We start from the raw sequence: 17,406 nt of genomic DNA, 5'->3' as shown, positions 1-17,406 counted from the left end.
TGTGGGTGTCAAATAGCGCATTGGTCCCCATAACGCGCATCCCCCCACAGCAATACTAACTTTTAACATAGCGCTTTTAGTAACTTAGCAAGCGCCCGTACCAATCATCTCCTTATTGCGTCCCGCCATGCTGGCCGGTTCTTTCAATTGCGTCAAGAATTTGGCGCAAATTGCAGGTAAACGCGCATTTTTGCAATCATAAGGAGATTTATTCAGTGCTCCGGAGCTGACCCGCCGAACCAATGGCTGCCGATTGCTGCAATTGTCCAAACGGAATTCGAATCAGCTTGCGATAAAGCGGATGTAGCGGATCACCACCGGGCCGATGGTGATCATGACCAATGCAGGCAGCATCAGAGAGGCCAGCACCGCCGACATCTTGACCGGAAGTTTGCTGGCCATTTCCTGCGCCCGCATCTCCCTCTGGCTGCGCAAATCCTCGGAATAGGTCGCCAGCGCCGAGGCCATGCTGGTGCCAAACTGCATCGACTGCAGGGCAACATTTGCAAACGACCGGACGGTGTCCACTCCGGTGCGGCCAGCCATGTCCAGCAGCGCATCACCGCGGGCACGGCCCGCCTGAATCTGCCGCTGCACGCTGAGCAGCTCAAAGGCCAGATCCGGCGAAACCTGCCCCAGCTCATTGCCGACGCGGGTCATCGCGGCGTCGAAACCCAGCCCGGAGTCCACTGAAATCCTCATCAGGTCCAGCGCATTGGGAAAGGCCTCCTCGATCCGGCGGCGGCGGGCGGCGGCGCGGGCGTTCAGCACATAGACCGGGCCGAAGTAACCTGTCCCCACAAGCCCGCTCAGGGCCTGAAAGACTTGCAGATTTGTCCATCCGGCCACCTGCCCCGTGAACGGGTTGGGCGGCAGCAGACCGGGCGTCTTGGCGGCGGCGATGACCAGAAGCAGCAGCCCCGGCACCGCCAGCCCGAGAAAAACCCGGATCAGAGTAAACCTGCGCAGCGCTCCCTCTTGCGAAAAACCGGCCTGCGACAGCTTGTTCTCCAGCTCCGACCGTTCGCTCCGGCTGGCAGGCACAAAGGCCTTCATCAGCCCGCCCGGCTGGGCACCGGGAGCCTTCAGCAGCGCCAGGTCGCCAGATTGGCGGCGGCGGGCCTCGCCCAGAGACGACAGCCGTGCCGCGGCGGGTGATTTCCGCGCCAGGCTGGCAGCAGCGCCGAAATACAGGAGCAGCACGGCAGCGGCAGCCCCAACCGCTGCCAGTGCGCCGGGCGGCAGCCCGGTCTGGGTCAGGAGGCGTGTGGCAAACTCTTCCATGGCAAACCTCCTCTATCAGATCCGGAAATTGACAAGCTTGCGCAGCGTCAGCGCATTCAGCACCGTCAGCAGGACGATCGCGCCCATCATCGGCCGGAACATCGGGTCATCGGCCACCCCGGCGTAGTAGCTGGGTGTCAGAACCGACACGGTGGCAAAAATCACCAGCGGCAGCGCCGACAGCAGCCAGGCCGTCAGCCGTCCTTCCGAGGCCAGTGCATGCACCTTGCGGCGCAGGGCAATCCGGTTGCGGATGACCCGTGCCAGGGTTTCCAGCATCACCGACAGGTCGCTGCCGGTGCCATGCTGGATGCTGATGCTGGCGGCCAGGTATTGCGCATCCTCCAGGCCGGTCCTGTCCGCGAATTCCTGCACCGCATCCGGCAGGTCATCGCCATAGGTCACCTGATCATAGATAATGCCCAGTTCAGTGCCCGCCGGGTCCGGCATCTCCCGCGCTGCGATGCCGATGGAGTTGTTCAGCGGATGGCCTACCTTCAGCCCGCGCGCGAGCATTTCCAGCGCATCCGGCAGCTGGTGAACCAGCTTGTCCATCTGCTTGCGCTGACGCCCGATCAGCAGGGCAAATGGCAGTCCAAAGCCGCCCAGGACCGCAATCGCAGCGGCCTGCAACAGCCCCGCAAATCCCGCCGCGGCAAGAAAGATCAGCACCCCCAATGCGCCGCATGCGGTCCAGAACACGCCTGTGCTTAGCGGCACATCCGCCTGGCGCAGGATCTTCGGCAGCGCGCCCGCCACGGGAATGCGCTGCCAGCCGGTGCGGCGCGGCGGCGGCTTCAGGATGGCAAGGCGCTCGCTGCCGCTGCGCCCCTGATTGATCAGCCGCATCCGGCGGCTGCGGAAGACCACTGAACGGCTCTTGCGGCTGGTCAGCTGCCGCAGGCCGGACAGCAGCAGCAGAACGCCCACCGCCACGCCGCAGTACACCGCATATCCGCCCAGATGGCCGTTCCATTCATGCAGTTCTTTCAACAGATCATTCAGCATCAGGCGCCCTCCGGCTGGAACAGAGTCTGGTCAAAGCCAACGCCCGCAGCTTCCAGCAGCGCAGCGCATTGCGGCCGGATGCCAGTTGGAATGAACTCGCCCGCGATGCCGCCCTCCGCGGTCTTACCCATCCGCCGGAACACAAAGATGTCCTGCATGGTGATCACCTCCCCCTCAAGGCCGGTGAGTTCGGAAATGCTCATCACCCGCCGCTGGCCGTCCGACAGCCGCGCCAGCTGCACGATGATCTGCAAGCCGGAGGCGATCTGCGCCCGGATTGCCGGCAGCGGCAGCTCCATCCCCATCATCGAAACCATCTGCTCGATCCGGCCCAGCGCGTCGCGGGCGGAATTGGCATGCACCGTGGTCATCGAACCGTCATGGCCGGTGTTCATCGCCTGCAGCATGTCAAAAGTCTCCGCCCCGCGCACCTCGCCGACGATGATCCGGTCCGGGCGCATCCGCAGCGCGTTGCGCACCAGGTCGCGCTGGCTGACAGCGCCGCCGCCGGAAGGGTTGGGAGGACGGGTTTCAAGCCGCACCACATGGGCCTGCTGCAACTGCAGCTCTGCCGCATCCTCGATGGTGACAATCCGCGCGCGCGGGTCGATGCCCGCTGAAATCGCGTTCAGCATGGTGGTTTTTCCAGAGCCGGTGCCGCCGGAGATCAGGATATTCATCCGCGCCTCCACCAGCGCCTGCAGGAAGGCGGCTGCACGCCCGTTCAGCGCGTTGCCCGCCACCAGTTTCTCCAGCGTCAGCGGGTCCCGGGCAAACTTGCGTATCGACAGCGACGGGCCGTCGATGGCACAGGGCCGGATGATTGCGTTGACCCGGCTGCCATCCTCCAGCCGGGCATCCACCCAAGGATTGCTCTCATCCACCCGGCGCCCGACGCGCGAAACCACCTTGTCGATAATCCGCAGCAGATGCTTTTCGTCCCGGAACCGCACACCAGTCTGCTCCAGCACGCCGCTGCGTTCGACAAAAACCGTCTTGTGGCCATTGACCAGAATGTCGTTGATGCCGGGGTCCGCCAATAATGGCTCCAGCGGGCCCAGCCCCAGAACCTCGTCGATCAGCTCATCCACCAGGCGGCGGAATTCATCCGCGCGCAACGGGTTGTTCTCCTCTGCCAGAACATCGCCGACCAGCGCCGCCACCTCGCGGCGCAGCTCTTCCGGCTCAACCTTGTCGATCACCGCCAGATTCAGCCGGTCGATAACCGCTTCGTGCATCCGGCTTTTCAGCTCCAGAAAGGCTGTGAGCTTGCGGGTTTCCTCACTGATTTCCGGCTCGCCCCCAGACGGCTGTGCCCCGGCCTCCGGCCACAGCGGCACCACAGTATCCGCAGGAGAGGTGTTTTCTGTTCGCTTGCCAAAATTCCTGAACATCTCAAACCGCCTTTCCGTGCTGGGGCTGCGCCGCACCGGCGCGGGCATTCTTAGTTTCAATCAGATCGCGGGACAGCCGCCGGATCGCCTTGGCCAGGCTGGAACGCCCAGCGGCTGCCGACAACGGCACGCCCCTGTCAGCCGCAGCAGAGGCCGCCGACGGATCATTGGGCAGCCAGTACTTGAACGGCTTCTGCAAAAGCTTGGCCGCTTCCTTGTGGTGGCTGGCAGCGATCAGCGGCTTGCGCTCGCGGCTGATCACGATGTCGGTCTGCAGGCTCATGCTGGCCTCGGCATAGAAATCCAGCAGCCGCCGCGCCTGGCTGATTGCCGGCACTGAGCTGCCGGTCACCATCAGCAGCCGCTCGCTGGCCTCCAGAACCGGTGTCAGCCAGTCTGCCAAGGCGCGCGGCAGGCCGATCACCACAAAATCGAACTGCAGGCGCAGATGCGCAATCAGCGCCTGCACTTGTTCCGGCCTCAGCGCATGCAGCGGCGCGATCTCGGCCGGTGCGGCCAAGACCCACAGGCCCGGCGCCGCCTCGCTCAGCGACTGTTCCGCAAAAACCTGGTCAGGCACGAAACCTTCGCTAGCCAGTTCATAAAGGCAGCGGTTCGGCGGCAGATCGAGAAAGCTGCCGATGGCACCGAACTGCAGGTCGAAGTCAAGGAGAGCGACCTTGAATTCCGCCTCCTGCCGCCGCAGCCCGCGCCGGCAGGTCATGCAATCAGCCAGGTTCACCGCCAGCGTCGTCGCCCCGGCACCCCCGCAGGACTGGCTGACCGCAATCACCATCCCCTCACGGTTGCCCCGGGCACCGCCGGGGACGGGCTGCGGCTCATCTGCCCGCAGGCATTTGCGGATCGCCGCCGACATCTCATCGGCAGAGGCCGTATCAGGCAGCACGTCCTGCACCCCGGCCTCTGTCAATTGCCGCAAATCGGCAAACGGCATACTGGAACCCGCCAGAGCCAGGATCCGCGCCGCACCGCCAGTGTGGCGCATCATCTCTTGCACCGCAGCGGCATCGCGAGCCGCATCTGCCCCGGCACGGAAGATGATCAGGTCGTTTTCCTTGGCCAGCTGCAGCGCGGTGCCGTTAATTTCGCTGAGCGCCGAGGCGCATTTCCGCACCCCGGTGCCCGGCTGGAACTGCGCCACGCTGGCAACCAGCGCACAGACAGCCGGGTCTTCTGAGATGACCACGATGGATTGTGTCTCAGCCTGCATCGGCCTCTCCTTCCTCTATCGCTTCAGCCGCTCTGGCCCAGTGCCAGATCCTCGCCCGGCAATGACACACTCATCGACGGAAAGGGCACCGAGGCGCCCAGCGCGCCTCCCCCGGCGGACCCCGCCAGCGCTGCCAGCCGCCCAAGCGGCGATACGAATTCAAACGTCTGGTTTTGCAGCTCCACCGTGACCACGGGAACATAGGGCCCGCCCAGGAAGCCGAGGCTGCCGTCGTAGCTGTAGCTGAACGACAGCGCGGCAATGGTGGCGTCGGGCGGCATCGCACCGCCTACCAGTGCCCAGATTTCATTCGCTGTGGCGTTGGCCGCGGAACCTGAGCAGGTCACCGTGCCCGCATTCAGGCAGATGTCCGGCCCTGCCCGGCAGGAGGTGCCGTAAATGGGCAGCGGGGCATTGGCAGACGGATCGCGCCGGTGGATCTCCGGCACCCCGGCACAGGCAGGCGGGCGCACCGCCGCCACCCGCGCGGCCACATTCATCGCCCGCTCCGCCACCACGTAGTGAAACGCCATACGGCCGTAGTCGATGATACCCATGAACAAGAGCAGGAACAGCGGGATCGCAACCCCCAGCTCCACCAGCGCAGCGCCGTTCTGCTCCCGGCGGAAACGGCGCAATGCGGCATATGCCCTTCCTGGCCCGCTCATGTCCCGAACACCCGGCTTTGATCGGTGATGACCGTGTTGATGGTGTTCAGGCTGCCGCCGTTCAGCGCAAAGATGCCGGCAAACGGAAAGGTCATGGTCAGATTGGCCTGCACCTCCACCACCGGAGCCGGTGAAATCCGGTAGCTTCCGGCTTGGCAGGTCAGGCTGGGGGTGACCGCGGTCACGTTCAGGCTGGGTGGGAACAGCGCATCGCCATCAATGCTCTCACGCACGATGTCCAGCAACTGCGGCTGGTGCGCGGCGACGGAGCCGCCGGTGGAGCAGATGTCCTGCGGCGCCACCCGCGCCAGGTAGCGCGCAGCATCGCGCACGCCGGAGATTGCCGCCTGGTAAGACCACATCATCCGCCCGCCTTCGATGATCACCGCAAAGACCAGCAGCATCAGCGGCAGCATCAGGGCAAACTCCACCAGCACCGCCCCCTCTTCTCCTTTGCGAAAGGCGGCCCAGCGGGCGGCGGTATGTTTTGCCTCCCCCATCCCGCTCACCTGTAGAGCTGCACGACGTCGCGGAAGATGCCCGCATCGCCGGTGCCCCCGGCCCCGCCGCCAGCGCTGCCGACAACTTCGCCCCAGATATTGAGCGTCGGAGGAGAGGTCGTGTGGGTGCCAACCGGCTCAGTCAGGAAGATCTTCACGAATTCCTCAACCGGAACACCGGTGACGGACCCGCTGACCGGATTTGCCGTGCAGTCGATCCCGGCTGCAATGACAACGCGGCGGTTAATGTCAGCGCTTTGATTGGGTGAGCACATAGGGCGGCCGGTTTCATCCAGACCCGAGAGAATAGGATTGCCGGACCCTGGCCCGCCTGCTGCGTTTATCTCTGCCACATAGTATTCAAACCGCGTGGCGGCGGCGGGGTGCGGATCCACACCACCATAGTTTGCGTCCACATATTTGGTCCGGCCCGCCGCCCAGTTCCCATCTCCAAAGCGGGCGCATCCGCCGCTCTCGAAACAGTTGTCCCTGGGCAGCGCCACTGAATCGGCGGCTTCCTCATTGTTGCCGATGCAGCTGCCGCCGCCCTTTGGCTTGCGCCCCTTGATGACATTGGGTGCGGGCGGGTAGTCGGGGTCATTGCGCTTGCCGTTCATGATCGCGTGATACATGTCGAAGCGCACATTGAAGACCGCATCGCGGATGCCGACCTTCTGGCCCGGCTCGATATCGACGCCGCGCTGGCTGAAACACTGGGTAATGCTGCCCTCGGCGCCCAGCAGGCAGGCATCCAGCTGTGCCCCGCTGAGCCCCGCACAGGGGCCATCCTCATCGACCAGCACCTTGCCCGGATCAAGAAAGCCGAAATCCCCAGGTCCCCAAGCAGACCCGTTGCCGCCGGAGCGCAGCAGGATCATCTCGCCGATGCTGGCATCCGCCGAAAAACCCGGCGGCACGCAGAACATCAGCGGGGTGATATCACATGCATACTGGGTAAAGCCGGCCACGGACGATGCCCGCGCCTGTTCGTTCGGGCGGGTTGTTCCGGTCAGCGCAGCAAAGGCCGCGCCGTAATAGGCGCCAACCGTGCTGGGCGTTGCCACGGCACGGACAAAGGCCGCCTCTGCCGGATCGGTGGTCACAGATGTCAGGGCAGCAGTATCGTCTGCGGGCAGCTCGGAAAAAAACGTCAGCGTGTAATCGGTATCGCCGCTCAGCACGCTGCCACCGCTGCCAAAGGTCTTGCGGTCGCTGATCAGATTGGCAGCCGCGGCGCGGGCGCGGATGATGGCATCATCCTTGCCGTCCAGCTCACCGGCTGCGGCCAGCGCCACATTGTCCGTGAACGATTGCAGCTCGCTGCGGGTGATGCCGGTGCGCCCCAAGTCAAAGGACATCGCGGCAATGCCCAGAAGCACCACGAAAGTCAGCCCCCAGGTGACCAGCATGGTGCCGCTGTCTTCCCGAGCAAACTGTCTTATGCGGATATTCAGGATCATGGTCTGGCAAGGCTCCCGGGGCCGCGGCCCTCAGCGGATTTCGGTTTCGGACACTTCGGTGCCGCGGCGGATCAAAACGGTCTTCCGAACAGGCTGTTCGACCTCCTCCTGCTGCGGCCGCAGGTTGCGCAGCACGTCGTTCAGGCTGATCGAGTCCAGCGGCACTTCCTCTGCCGGTGCATCCAGATTGCGCAGGGTCAGGCTCAGCGTGCCGGCCCGCTGCGCCAGCGCCAGGCGCTGGCCCTCGTCCGGGGTCACCTCAACCGTGACGGTGCGGGCCACGCCGGGCGTTTCGGACTCTTCGTTGGCATCCTGGTCCACCCCGATCACCCGGGCGTTCTGCAGAATGGTCACGGTCTTCAGGCCGGCACCGCGGCCCTGGGTCAGCAAGACATCAACGCTGTCACCCGGCGTCACAAAACCGCCCACCGCGGTTTCCGCGCTGACCTTGATGGCCATCGCCCGGTGGTCCGGGCTGAGCGTCTGCACGATGGTCACCTTTTCGCCGAACTTGGAAATCTTCGCAGCCCGGATCAGCTCCCCCTGCGCAATCGCGCGGCGGGCGCGGCGCGGCGGCTGGCCGGGATCCGGCAGCAGCACGTCATAGCTGGTGAATGTGCCTGCGGGCCGCGCTTCGGCCGGCCAGGCGATGGTAGTCAGGGACTGCGCCGTCAGCGCTGTGCCGAAAGCAATATCCTGCGACGCAACGACGACCTCGACCAGCGCCGGGCCTTCTGAACCGCCCGTCACGGCCTGGCCGTCGATGTAATCCTTGGCGACATAGGCGGAGCCGCCCGCCAGGGCCAGCCCGGAAATCATGCTGAGAAGTGATGAAATATTCATGCCAAACATCCTTTCGTCGCTGGCTGACGCAGCAGAAGGACGGTCCCGGCATGTGGTTGACGACTGAGTCCGCAGGCTTCTGCTTCCTGCCATGCTTGCCGCCGCCCTTCTGCCGGGCGGCCTTCAGGCGCACAGGCTCTGCTCCCCCTTGCAGAGCCTGTGCTGCCTTGCTGGCGAAACCCTACTGAGTTGCAGGGCGTTCGCCGGGCATTTCGTTGCCCGCGGCGATCATGCCGCCTTCGACATCCAGCGCCAGGTTGCTCAGGGCAGTCACGCCCAGCGCCACTGCCAGCGCAATGGCAATGCCGTATTCCACCAGCGTCACACCGCGCTCATCACGGCGCAGCTTGGACAGCATCTTTTTCACATATCCAGTCATGTCAGTCTCCCATCAGATAAACACCGGCACGCCGGCGGTTCATATGGCTGCAGCACCATCCGGCACCGGCCTGCATTGACTCTAGCGGGTGCGGAACGCGCAGCGCATCAGCCCGAAAGACCAGAAACACACGTCATGGATGTATTTGTCCCCGGGGCCTTCGCGGGCGGGAGGGGAGTCGTCAGGACAGGGAGTTTGACCGCAGCAGATGCGCTCTGCGCGCTGCCTTACTTGGCCGACGGTGTGCTGCGCGGCACCATCAGCTGCTCCTGCAGGCTCATCGGTGCGGCAGGCGGCTCGTCGAAGTTCAGCCCTGCCTCCAGATGGCGCAGGTGCTCGTCGGCCAGACGGACCAGCTCATCGGTACTGCCGGCCTCCAGCGCATCGACAATCCGGTCGTGCTCATCCTCGGCACAGGAGGAACTGCCGGTGGGGGAGTATAGCCCCAGGATCAGCGTGCTGCGCATGGTCAGCTCCGACAGGAACCGCTCCAGCACCAGATTGCCGGCAATCTGCGCAATCCGCATGTGAAACTGGCGCGAGGCGCGCAGCTCCGCCGGCTTGTCGCCCGCTCTGCGCGCCGCGGCTTCCTCCAGGATATTGCCCCGCAGAAAGGCAATGTCGTCTGGCGAGGCCTGCCCGGAAGCGTGGCGCGCAATGGTTCGTTCGATGGCGCGGCGGGCCTGGAAGATGTCGCGCGCCTCCTTGGGCGAAGGCGTCATCACAAAGGCGCCGCGGTTCGGGCGCAGCTCCACCACTTGCTGCGCCGCCAAGGAGGCCAGCGCCCGGCGCACATTGGCGCGGTTGCAGGAAAACAGATCGCTCAGCGCCTGCTCGCCCAGCTTGGTGCCCGCCGGCAGCCGCTGTTCGGCAATCGCGTCGAGAATCGCATTCACGATCAGATCTTCGGGAGAATCCTTCATGGAGCCTCAAAAAAGTTTTCCTGCGCCGCCGCAACTTAAGGGCCGTCAGAGCGCTTGGCAATGGCGCCGCGGCGTGGCCGGCTTGACGTGTTATCAAATATTGTTAACAATAAATGACAACAAAGGAGGAGCGCATGAAAATCCTGGTCGTCAATCCCAACTCGACCGAGTCGATGACGCGGAAGATCGTCGCGGCCGCGGAGGCCGCTGCCAGCCCCGGTGTCACCATCATGGGTGCCACCGCAGCAGGTGCGCCCGCCAGCATCGAAGGCCATTTCGACGAGGCGATGTCGCTGCCCGGCCTGCTGGCACAGGTGGCGGCGGGCGAGGAGCAGGGCGTGGACGGCATCGTTGTCGCCTGTTTCGACGATCCCGGCATCGGCGCCTGCCGCGAACTGGCCACCGGCCCGGTGCTGGGCATTTGCGAAGCGGCGGTGAAAGCCGCCAGCATGCTGGCAACCTCCTTCACCGTGGTCACCACTCTGCCTCGCGCAGTGCCGGTGATCGAACATCTGGTCCACGGCTACGGCCTCAGCCACCAGTGCCGCCGGGTGCGCTCTGCCGCGATCCCGGTGCTGGCGCTGGAGGAGGAAGGATCAGACGCGCGCCAGAAAATCCGCGCCGAGATCCTGCGCGCCATCGAGGAGGACCATTGCGAAGCGGTGGTGCTGGGCTGTGCCGGCATGGCCGATCTCACGGCATGGCTCAGCCAGGAAACAGGCATTCCCGTCATCGACGGGGTCAGCGCGGCAACGCGGATGATCGAGGCGCTGGCGGGCTGCGGCCTGAAGACCAGCAAGATCAACGCCTATGCGCGCCCCAACCGGAAATAATGGTATCGTCAGGGAGGACAACATGACCATGAACGCAGAACTGGAAGCCGCCAGCCCCGGCGGTGTAACAGAGGACCACAGCAGCAAGGGCATCGGGGAGGAGAGCCTTGCACCGCAGGAAACGCGGATCATGGATCCGTGGTCCTATCTCTTTGCCTGGCTGGGCGGCTGCGTGTCGATCGGCACCTTCACCATCGGCTCCGGCCTGGTGGGCACACTGAACCTGCTGCAAACCTTTGTCGCCATCGCTATCGGCTGCACCGTGATCGGCCTCGCGCTGATGATCAACGGCCAGGCCGGGCACAAATACGGCATCCCCTTCATGGTGCAGGCACGCTCTGCCTTCGGCTTTGCCGGCACCCGCCTCCCCGCGCTGGTGCGTTCCGTTCCCGCCATCGTCTGGTTCGGTTTCCAGAGCTGGATCGGCGCAGGCGCCCTGAACCTCGTCTCCGACACGCTGTTCGGCTACGACAACATCGTGGTGTTCTTCATCGGTTTCCAGCTGCTGCAGATCGGCCTGTCGGTACTGGGCTTTCACGGCATCAAATGGCTGGAGAACATCGGCTCCGTCTTCATCATCGGCTCGCTGGTCTACATGTTCTTCAGCGTGATCAGCAAATACGGCGAGGAAATCTCCGCCAATCTGGTCAATGTCGAAGGCACCTGGGGCGCGCCCTTCTGGGGAGCCACCATGCTGTTCCTGGGCATCTACAGCACCATGATGCTGAACGTCTCCGACTACTCGCGCGAGCTGCGCCGCAACGTCGGCCCGTTCCGCCAGGTGGCGATCTATGCCAACTCGATCCTGCCCGCGACACTGTTTATGGGGCTGATCGGCCTGATGGTCTCCGGCGCCACCGGCGAGGTCGACCCGATCAAGGTGTTCTCCAGCGCCGTCGACAACAAGCCGCTGCTGGTCATCACCCTGCTGTTCATCGCCTTTGCGCAGGTCACCACCAACATCCTGAACAACGTGGTGCCGCCGGCCTACGCACTGATGGATATCTTCAAGATCAAGTTCAAGACCTCCGCCGTTATCGTCGGCCTCTTGGCCTTCGCCACCTTCCCCTGGGAGCTGGTCAAGGATGAATCCGCCGCTGGCCTCAGCCTGTTCATCCAGACCTATTCCGCCTTCCTGGGCCCGATCTTTGCGATCCTGGTGGTGGACTACTTCGTGCTGCGCAAGCAGAAGCTGGATCTGGACAAGCTTTACGATGAAACCGGCCCCTACCAGGGGGTGAACTGGGCCGCGGTCATCGCCATGGGCATCGGGGTTGCAGCAGCGCTGATCTTCTCCGGCATCTCCTGGTACGCCAGCCTGCTGCCCGCCGGTGTCTCCTACTACCTGCTGATGCAGCACTTGCCGGCCGCCAAACGGTTCCTGGACTGACCGCAAGGCACCAGGCAAATGGAAAGCCCCGCCGATGGCGGGGCTTTTCCTGTGCGCCGAAATGCCGGATCAGACAGCCGCCTTCACCGCGGCAATCACGATATCGAGCGCCCGGTCCAGATCCTCGCGGGAGATGGTCAGCGGCGGCGACAGGGTCAGCACGCTGCCCTGGCTGATCTTGTAGCTGAGGCCAGCCTCAAGGCAGGCATAATAGATCTGCTCTGCCTTGGTGATGCCGGGTGCCATGGTCTGGCGGTCCTCGACAATCTCCACCCCGAACATCAGCCCGCGGCCGCGGATGTCGCCGACGATGGCCACCTGGCCCAGCGCATCGCGCAGCCGCTCCAGCGCGTGGCGTCCCAGCTCGGCAGCACGTTCCACCAGCCCTTCCTCCTCGAGGATCTGAAGCGTCGTCAGGGCGGCGCGGGCAGTCACCGGGTTTTTCTCATGCGTGTAATGGCCGATGGCGAAATCTCCGCAGACATCCAGATCGCGCCGCGCCACGCAGGCAGCGATGGGCAGAATGCCGCCACCCAGCGATTTGCCCAGCGTCAGGATGTCCGGCACGATCCCGTCATGCTGGAAGGAGAACATCTGCCCGGTCTTGCCCAGCCCGGTGGGGATCTCATCCAGGATCAGCAGCACGCCATGCTTGTCGCAGATCTCGCGCACCGATTTCCAGAACCCCGGCGGCGGCACATTCGGGACCGCACGCATCGCCTCGGCGATGAAGGCGCAATAGTCGCCGTCGCGGCCCAGCACATAGTCGATCATCCGCGCGCAGGCCTCGGCGCTGGCCTCCAGCGACTTGTGGCCATAGGCGCAGTTTGACGGGCTGAACGGCGCCACATGCTCCGTTCCCGGCAGCAAGGGCCCTGCGATATGGCTGCGGAAGGTGGCCTCCCCCCCGACCGAAGCGGCCCCGAAACCCGCGCCATGAAAAGCGTCCCAGAAGCTGAGCGTCTTGAACCGACCGGTGGCGGCGCGGGCGATTTTCAGCGCCACCTCGTTGGCGTCGGATCCGCCGGTGGTGAACAGGGTCTTGCCCAGATCGCCGGGGGTGATTGCCGCCAGCTTCTCTGCCAATTCCACTGCGGGTTCATTGGTGAAGCGGCGCGGTGCAAAGGGCAGGTCGTCCAGTTGCTGCTTGATCGCGGCGACCAGCTTGGGGTGGCCATAGCCCAGATGGTGCACAGAGTTGCCGTGGAAATCCATGTAGCGGCGGCCGTCCATATCCTCGATCCAGATACCCTCGGCCTTGGCGATGGTGCTGACGCAGGGGCTGGACAGGCTCTGGTGCAGGAAGGCATCCGCATCCCGCTCCAGCAGCGGTGCGGAATTGGGGCCGATGGATGTTTTCAGCCAGGCCTTGCGGGCCTCGGACGTGTTGGATTCACCTTCCGTATGGACGAGCATGTGGTGCCTCCGTTCAGGGGGTCAAAAGAGAAAGCTAAAAAGGCCGGGGCCAGGTGGAGCCAGCCCCGGCGGGCCGGTGTTATTCCGGCCAGGGGAGTGAATAGGTCTTCACGTTGGTGAAGAATTTCATCGCCTCGATCACACCTTCCTTGACGCCATTGCCCGAGTCCTTGATGCCGCCGAAAGGGGACATCTCGATCCGGTAGCCGGGCTGCTCCCAAATGTTGCAGGTGCCCACGTCCAGACCGTTAATATAGGCAATTGCCCGGTTCAGGTCGTTGGTGCAGACACCCGAGGACAAGCCGAACTCGGTCGAGTTGGAGATCCGCATTACTTCGGCATCATCATCCGGCACCCGGACGATGGGCACGATCGGGCCAAAGGTCTCCTCCATCACCAACTCGCTGTTGTGCGGCACCTTGTCGACCACGATCGGCGGCAGCAGCGCGCCCTGGCGGCCAGGGTGGTAGAGGATCTCGGCCCCCTCGGCCTCAGCCATATAGACGCGTTTCTCGAACAGCTCCGCCGCCTTGTCGTGGATGACGCAGCCGAGTTCCGTCTCGGGATCCTGCGGATCGCCGAACTTGATCTTCTTGGCTTTTTCCAGAACCAGCGGCACGAAGCGCTCCGCGACACTTTCCTGCACCAGGATGCGCTTGATCGCGGTGCAGCGCTGGCCGGAGTTGCCGGTGGCGCCCGCCACGGCAATGGTGGCCGCCTTTTCCAGATCGGCATCGGACAGATCATTCAGCACGATCAACGGATCGTTGCCGCCCAGTTCCAGCGCCTGGCGCTTGTAGACGCCCTTTTCGGCAATCATCTTGCCCACCGGCACACCGCCGGTGAAGGTGATGATGTCGATGTTTTCATTGGTGATCATCTCGTCGCCAATGTCCTTGGGCCAGCCCGTGACCACCTGGAACATCTCCGGCGGCAGCCCCGCTTCGTACAGGATATCGGCCAGCGCAATGCAGGTCAGCGGCGTCAGTTCGGTCGGCTTACAGACCATGCAGTTGTTGGTGGCAATGGCAGGCGCGATCTTGTGGCTGACCATGTTCAAAGGGTGGTTAAACGGGGTGATCGCCGAGATCGCCTTGACCGGTTCGCGCTTGGTGAAGATCTTGCGCGCCTTGCCGTTGTGCGTCAGATCGCAGGAAAAGATCTCGCCATCGTCCTTCAGCGCCTCGGCAGCGGCAAACTGATAGACGTCCTGGGCGCGCTTGGTCTCATAGATCGCGTGCTGGTGGCAGATGCCCAGCTCCAGCGTCAGCCATTTGGCCAGCCACTCGCGCTTCTCGCCGATCAGCTCCCCTGCCCGCTGCAGGATCTGGCTGCGCTCGTAGCGGGTCAGCTTGGGCGTATAGTTCGCGGCAATCTCAAACGCCTTGCGGGCGTGCTCGGCCTGACCGGCCGGCACATGGCCCACCACCTCGTTGGTATAGGGGTAGAGAACCGGCACGGTTTCCTCGGTAAAGACCACCTCGCCGCCGATGCGCATGCCCTCGTTGCGGATTTCGGTATCGCTCATCGCCTGATCCTTCATGGTTACAGCGCCGCCGCCTGCGCGGCATAGAAAAACGCATCAAAGTTGCGCAGCACCGGGCGCTCCGGCAGCGGCAGGACGCGGTTGCAGATGAAGGGTACCTCCTGTTCGGTCAGCCCGCCATGGCTGCGCAGCGGTTCATTGAGTGCGGCCAGATCGTGGCGGTGCTCAGACGTGCCGATGCAGATGTTCTCGCCCGAAACCAGGATGATGTCGCCGATCCGGTCGGCGGGCAGCTCGAACCGGGCCACCGCCTCCTCGCGGGTCAGCACATCGGTAATCGCGTCATAACCCGCGAGCCGCTCCATGATCTCCGCCCGGTCCGCGCCCTCTGGCAAGTAGCAGGTGGCAAAGGAGCCGAGCGCGCCGTGATGCACCACGTAGGGGTCGGTGATCGGCAGGATCACCCGGGCCTGGCCCTCGCCCAGCCAGTCATCCATCAGGTCCTGCACATAGATCACGCTGGGGGAGCCGTCGGCGTGGTGCTTGGGCTTCATGCCGTGGTCGGCGGTCACCACGATGGCAGCGCCCAGTGCATCCAGTTCGGTCAGATACTTGTCAAACATCGCATAGAAGGCCTTGGCCTCCGCCTGATCGGGGCTGTACTTGTGCTGCACATAGTCGGTGGTGGTCAGATACATCACATCCGGCGCCCATTCCTTCAGCAGCTTCACACCGGCGGCAAAGACAAACTCGCTGAGTTCAGCCGAGTAGACCTCCGGCTGCGCCATGCCCAGCCACTCGCTGGCTTTCTCCTGTCCGTGCTCGGCTGCGGTCGAAGTGTCGGATTTTTCTGCAGAGAAGCACTTGGCTCGGTCGTCGCCGAACTCCAGGCCTGCCCCCAAGAGCGCTCGCAGCTTGTCCTTGGCAGTGACCACGGCCACCCGCGCGCCAGCGTCATAGAACGCCTTGAACACCGTCGGCGCCCGCAAAAAGCGCACGTCGTTCATCATCACCTCTTCGCCGGTGTCCGGGTCGATCAGGTAGTTGCCGCAGATCCCGTGCACCACCGGCGGACGGCCTGTCGCAATCGACAGGTTGTTGGGGTTGGTGAACGAGGGCACCACCGAATGCGCCAGCCGGTCGGTGCCGTCCGCGCGCATCCGCTTGAGCGTGGGCATCAGACCGTCAGCAATTGCCTTGTCCAGATACTCCGGCTCGCAGCCGTCCAGACAGATGGCAATCGCGCAGGTCTTGGGCACATCATAGGCGCGGCCGTTTGCCACGACGGGGGATTGAATGGTCATATGTCGAAGTCCTTTATGTCTCAGGCAGCCAGTTTGGCGCGTTCTTCCAGCGCCGCGGCGGGCGGGGCCGCGCTGGCGACGCCCATTTCGGCAAGTGTTTCCTTGGCGGCAGACACGACCTGCCGCATCACGTGTTCATCCATCTGCCCAATGCAGCCGACGCGGAAACTGTCCACAACTGTCAGTTTGCCCGGGTAGATGATAAAGCCCTTTTCCTTCATCAGATCGTAGAAGCGGTCGAAGACGAAATTCGCATCCGCAGGGCAAAAGAATGTGACGATGATGGGCGACAGCCAGCGGTTCTGCAGCAGCGTCTCGAACCCCAGATCGCGCATGCCAGCAACCATCACATCGCGGTTGCGGGTATAGCGGCCGCCGCGCCCCGCGACGCCGCCTTCAGCCTCATGCGCCTTGAGCGCCTCAAGGAAAGCCGCAACCACATGGGTCGGCGGGGTGAACCGCCATTGGCCGGTCTTTTCCATATGCGCCCATTGCGCATGCACATCCAGGGACAGCGAATGGCTGTTGCCCCTGGCGGCTTCCAGCTCCGCCTTGCGGGCAATGACAAAGCCGAAGCCCGGCACGCCCTCAATGCATTTGTTGGCCGAGGACACCATCGCTTCATAGCGGATCTGCGACGGCTGCAGTTCAATGGCGCCAAACGCTGACATCGAATCGATCAGCAGCTTGCGGCCCGCGGCATAGACGGCCTCGGAAATCTCCTCCACCGGGTTCAGGATGCCCGAGGAGGTTTCGCAGTGGATCGCCACCACATGGGTGATCGACGGATCATTTGCCAGGATCTGCGCCACTTCATCGCCGCGCGGCGGCAGGTAATCGCCCTTGTCCAGCAGCTGATAGGCGCGGCCCAGGTATTGCAGCGTCTGCGCCGAGCGCAGCCCGTAGGCGCCATTGGCCAGCACCAGCGCCTTACCGTCCCGCGGCACAAAGGACGCCAGCATCGCCTCCACCGCAAAGCTGCCGGAGCCCTGCATCGGCACGCAGTCATATTCGCCAGCCCCCTCCCCCAACAGCGCCAGCAGGCGGCTGCGCATGTCGCGGGTCATGGCGCGGAAGTCGTCGTCCCAGCTGCCCCAGTCCCGCAGCATGGCTTGTTTCACCTCATAGGATGTGGTCAGCGGCCCAGGGGTCAGGAGGTAAGGTTCGCCTAGAAAAGGCGGGTCAATCTGCGGTGCGGAAGCGGTCATTGCCTGTCTCCAATGCATGGTTCGAGAGCATGATTGCGCCAGCCTCAATCATATGTAAAATTGCAAAAAACAATTCAAT

General features: G+C 63.9%; 16 protein-coding genes. 2 read left to right on the top strand and 14 right to left on the bottom strand.

The window, feature by feature from the left end; all coding sequences use genetic code 11:
* Positions 1-282: 282 nt before the first annotated feature.
* The 10 genes from RA24_RS10475 to RA24_RS10430 all read right to left on the bottom strand — a co-directional run bounded on the left by RA24_RS10475 (position 283) and on the right by RA24_RS10430 (position 9,690).
* Positions 283-1,284 carry a type II secretion system F family protein gene (locus RA24_RS10475; RefSeq protein ID WP_039151133.1) on the bottom strand — a complete coding sequence of 334 codons (1,002 nt, stop codon included), beginning with the start codon at positions 1,282-1,284 and terminating at the stop codon, positions 283-285.
* Positions 1,285-1,299: 15 nt separating this feature from the next.
* The gene (locus RA24_RS21745; RefSeq protein WP_052254259.1) at positions 1,300-2,292 is read right to left on the bottom strand and encodes a type II secretion system F family protein; all 993 of its coding nucleotides are present in this window, start codon (positions 2,290-2,292) and stop codon (positions 1,300-1,302) included.
* Positions 2,292-3,686 (bottom strand): CpaF family protein, encoded by a 1,395-nt coding sequence (locus RA24_RS10465; protein WP_241480933.1) that lies wholly within the window; start codon positions 3,684-3,686, stop codon positions 2,292-2,294. Before RA24_RS10465 ends, RA24_RS21745 begins: the two co-directional genes overlap by 1 nt.
* A 1-nt stretch (position 3,687) precedes the next feature.
* On the bottom strand, positions 3,688-4,917 hold the full coding sequence (locus tag RA24_RS10460; protein ID WP_019298059.1) for an AAA family ATPase: 1,230 nt from the start codon (positions 4,915-4,917) through the stop codon (positions 3,688-3,690).
* Between the two features lie 23 nt (positions 4,918-4,940).
* Positions 4,941-5,585, bottom strand: coding sequence for a TadE/TadG family type IV pilus assembly protein (locus RA24_RS10455; RefSeq protein ID WP_039191398.1), 645 nt, complete (start codon positions 5,583-5,585; stop codon positions 4,941-4,943).
* A complete protein-coding gene (locus tag RA24_RS10450) occupies positions 5,582-6,085 on the bottom strand; it encodes a TadE/TadG family type IV pilus assembly protein (RefSeq protein ID WP_019298057.1) in 504 nt (167 codons plus the stop codon). The genes RA24_RS10455 and RA24_RS10450 overlap by 4 nt, the downstream gene beginning before the upstream one ends.
* Positions 6,086-6,090: 5 nt before the next feature.
* Positions 6,091-7,545 carry a TadE/TadG family type IV pilus assembly protein gene (locus RA24_RS10445; protein WP_039191396.1) on the bottom strand — a complete coding sequence of 485 codons (1,455 nt, stop codon included), beginning with the start codon at positions 7,543-7,545 and terminating at the stop codon, positions 6,091-6,093.
* Between the two features lie 30 nt (positions 7,546-7,575).
* The gene (cpaB, locus tag RA24_RS10440) at positions 7,576-8,388 is read right to left on the bottom strand and encodes a Flp pilus assembly protein CpaB (protein WP_039151272.1); all 813 of its coding nucleotides are present in this window, start codon (positions 8,386-8,388) and stop codon (positions 7,576-7,578) included.
* Positions 8,389-8,569: 181 nt separating this feature from the next.
* Entirely contained in the window at positions 8,570-8,767 is a 198-nt protein-coding gene (locus RA24_RS10435; RefSeq protein WP_019298054.1) for a Flp family type IVb pilin, read from the bottom strand.
* A gap of 227 nt (positions 8,768-8,994) precedes the next feature.
* Positions 8,995-9,690: a GntR family transcriptional regulator gene (locus tag RA24_RS10430; RefSeq protein WP_019298053.1), complete on the bottom strand. Its 696-nt coding sequence runs from the start codon at positions 9,688-9,690 to the stop codon at positions 8,995-8,997.
* A gap of 134 nt (positions 9,691-9,824) precedes the next feature.
* Between RA24_RS10430 and RA24_RS10425 the strand changes: the two genes are divergently transcribed.
* Both RA24_RS10425 and RA24_RS10420 read left to right on the top strand, forming a co-directional pair.
* A complete protein-coding gene (locus tag RA24_RS10425) occupies positions 9,825-10,523 on the top strand; it encodes an aspartate/glutamate racemase family protein (RefSeq protein ID WP_039191394.1) in 699 nt (232 codons plus the stop codon).
* A gap of 22 nt (positions 10,524-10,545) precedes the next feature.
* Positions 10,546-11,913, top strand: coding sequence for an NCS1 family transporter (locus RA24_RS10420; RefSeq protein WP_241480932.1), 1,368 nt, complete (start codon positions 10,546-10,548; stop codon positions 11,911-11,913).
* A 69-nt stretch (positions 11,914-11,982) separates the two neighbouring features.
* Here RA24_RS10420 and pbfA read toward each other — a convergent pair whose 3' ends face one another.
* The 4 genes from pbfA to RA24_RS10400 all read right to left on the bottom strand — a co-directional run bounded on the left by pbfA (position 11,983) and on the right by RA24_RS10400 (position 17,327).
* A complete protein-coding gene (gene pbfA, locus RA24_RS10415; protein ID WP_039191391.1) occupies positions 11,983-13,329 on the bottom strand; it encodes a (R)-1-hydroxy-2-aminoethylphosphonate ammonia-lyase in 1,347 nt (448 codons plus the stop codon).
* Between the two features lie 79 nt (positions 13,330-13,408).
* The gene (gene phnY / locus RA24_RS10410) at positions 13,409-14,857 is read right to left on the bottom strand and encodes a phosphonoacetaldehyde dehydrogenase (protein WP_029205016.1); all 1,449 of its coding nucleotides are present in this window, start codon (positions 14,855-14,857) and stop codon (positions 13,409-13,411) included.
* Positions 14,858-14,874: 17 nt separating this feature from the next.
* Complete coding sequence (phnA, locus tag RA24_RS10405) at positions 14,875-16,119, bottom strand: phosphonoacetate hydrolase (RefSeq protein ID WP_039191389.1); 1,245 nt, start codon at positions 16,117-16,119, stop codon at positions 14,875-14,877.
* 20 nt (positions 16,120-16,139) lie between these two features.
* On the bottom strand, positions 16,140-17,327 hold the full coding sequence (locus RA24_RS10400; protein ID WP_019298047.1) for a 2-aminoethylphosphonate--pyruvate transaminase: 1,188 nt from the start codon (positions 17,325-17,327) through the stop codon (positions 16,140-16,142).
* Positions 17,328-17,406: the final 79 nt, after the last annotated feature.

It is taken from the genome of Leisingera sp. ANG-M6 (assembly GCF_000813905.1).
In the GTDB taxonomy this organism is placed as follows: domain Bacteria; phylum Pseudomonadota; class Alphaproteobacteria; order Rhodobacterales; family Rhodobacteraceae; genus Leisingera.
This window is presented reverse-complemented; position numbering and strand designations above follow the sequence as displayed.

Coding starts and splice junctions, on each gene's coding strand:
- cpaB (WP_039151272.1), bottom strand. CDS start 8,388: ATGAATATTTCATCACTTCTCAGCATGATTTCCGGGCTGGCCCTGGCG.
- RA24_RS10400 (WP_019298047.1), bottom strand. CDS start 17,327: ATGACCGCTTCCGCACCGCAGATTGACCCGCCTTTTCTAGGCGAACCT.
- RA24_RS10465 (WP_241480933.1), bottom strand. CDS start 3,686: ATGTTCAGGAATTTTGGCAAGCGAACAGAAAACACCTCTCCTGCGGAT.
- RA24_RS10460 (WP_019298059.1), bottom strand. CDS start 4,917: ATGCAGGCTGAGACACAATCCATCGTGGTCATCTCAGAAGACCCGGCT.
- pbfA (WP_039191391.1), bottom strand. CDS start 13,329: ATGCTCGTCCATACGGAAGGTGAATCCAACACGTCCGAGGCCCGCAAG.
- RA24_RS10420 (WP_241480932.1), top strand. CDS start 10,546: ATGACCATGAACGCAGAACTGGAAGCCGCCAGCCCCGGCGGTGTAACA.
- RA24_RS10435 (WP_019298054.1), bottom strand. CDS start 8,767: ATGACTGGATATGTGAAAAAGATGCTGTCCAAGCTGCGCCGTGATGAG.
- RA24_RS10450 (WP_019298057.1), bottom strand. CDS start 6,085: ATGGGGGAGGCAAAACATACCGCCGCCCGCTGGGCCGCCTTTCGCAAA.
- phnY (WP_029205016.1), bottom strand. CDS start 14,857: ATGAGCGATACCGAAATCCGCAACGAGGGCATGCGCATCGGCGGCGAG.
- phnA (WP_039191389.1), bottom strand. CDS start 16,119: ATGACCATTCAATCCCCCGTCGTGGCAAACGGCCGCGCCTATGATGTG.
- RA24_RS10455 (WP_039191398.1), bottom strand. CDS start 5,585: ATGAGCGGGCCAGGAAGGGCATATGCCGCATTGCGCCGTTTCCGCCGG.
- RA24_RS21745 (WP_052254259.1), bottom strand. CDS start 2,292: ATGCTGAATGATCTGTTGAAAGAACTGCATGAATGGAACGGCCATCTG.
- RA24_RS10430 (WP_019298053.1), bottom strand. CDS start 9,690: ATGAAGGATTCTCCCGAAGATCTGATCGTGAATGCGATTCTCGACGCG.
- RA24_RS10475 (WP_039151133.1), bottom strand. CDS start 1,284: ATGGAAGAGTTTGCCACACGCCTCCTGACCCAGACCGGGCTGCCGCCC.
- RA24_RS10445 (WP_039191396.1), bottom strand. CDS start 7,545: ATGATCCTGAATATCCGCATAAGACAGTTTGCTCGGGAAGACAGCGGC.
- RA24_RS10425 (WP_039191394.1), top strand. CDS start 9,825: ATGAAAATCCTGGTCGTCAATCCCAACTCGACCGAGTCGATGACGCGG.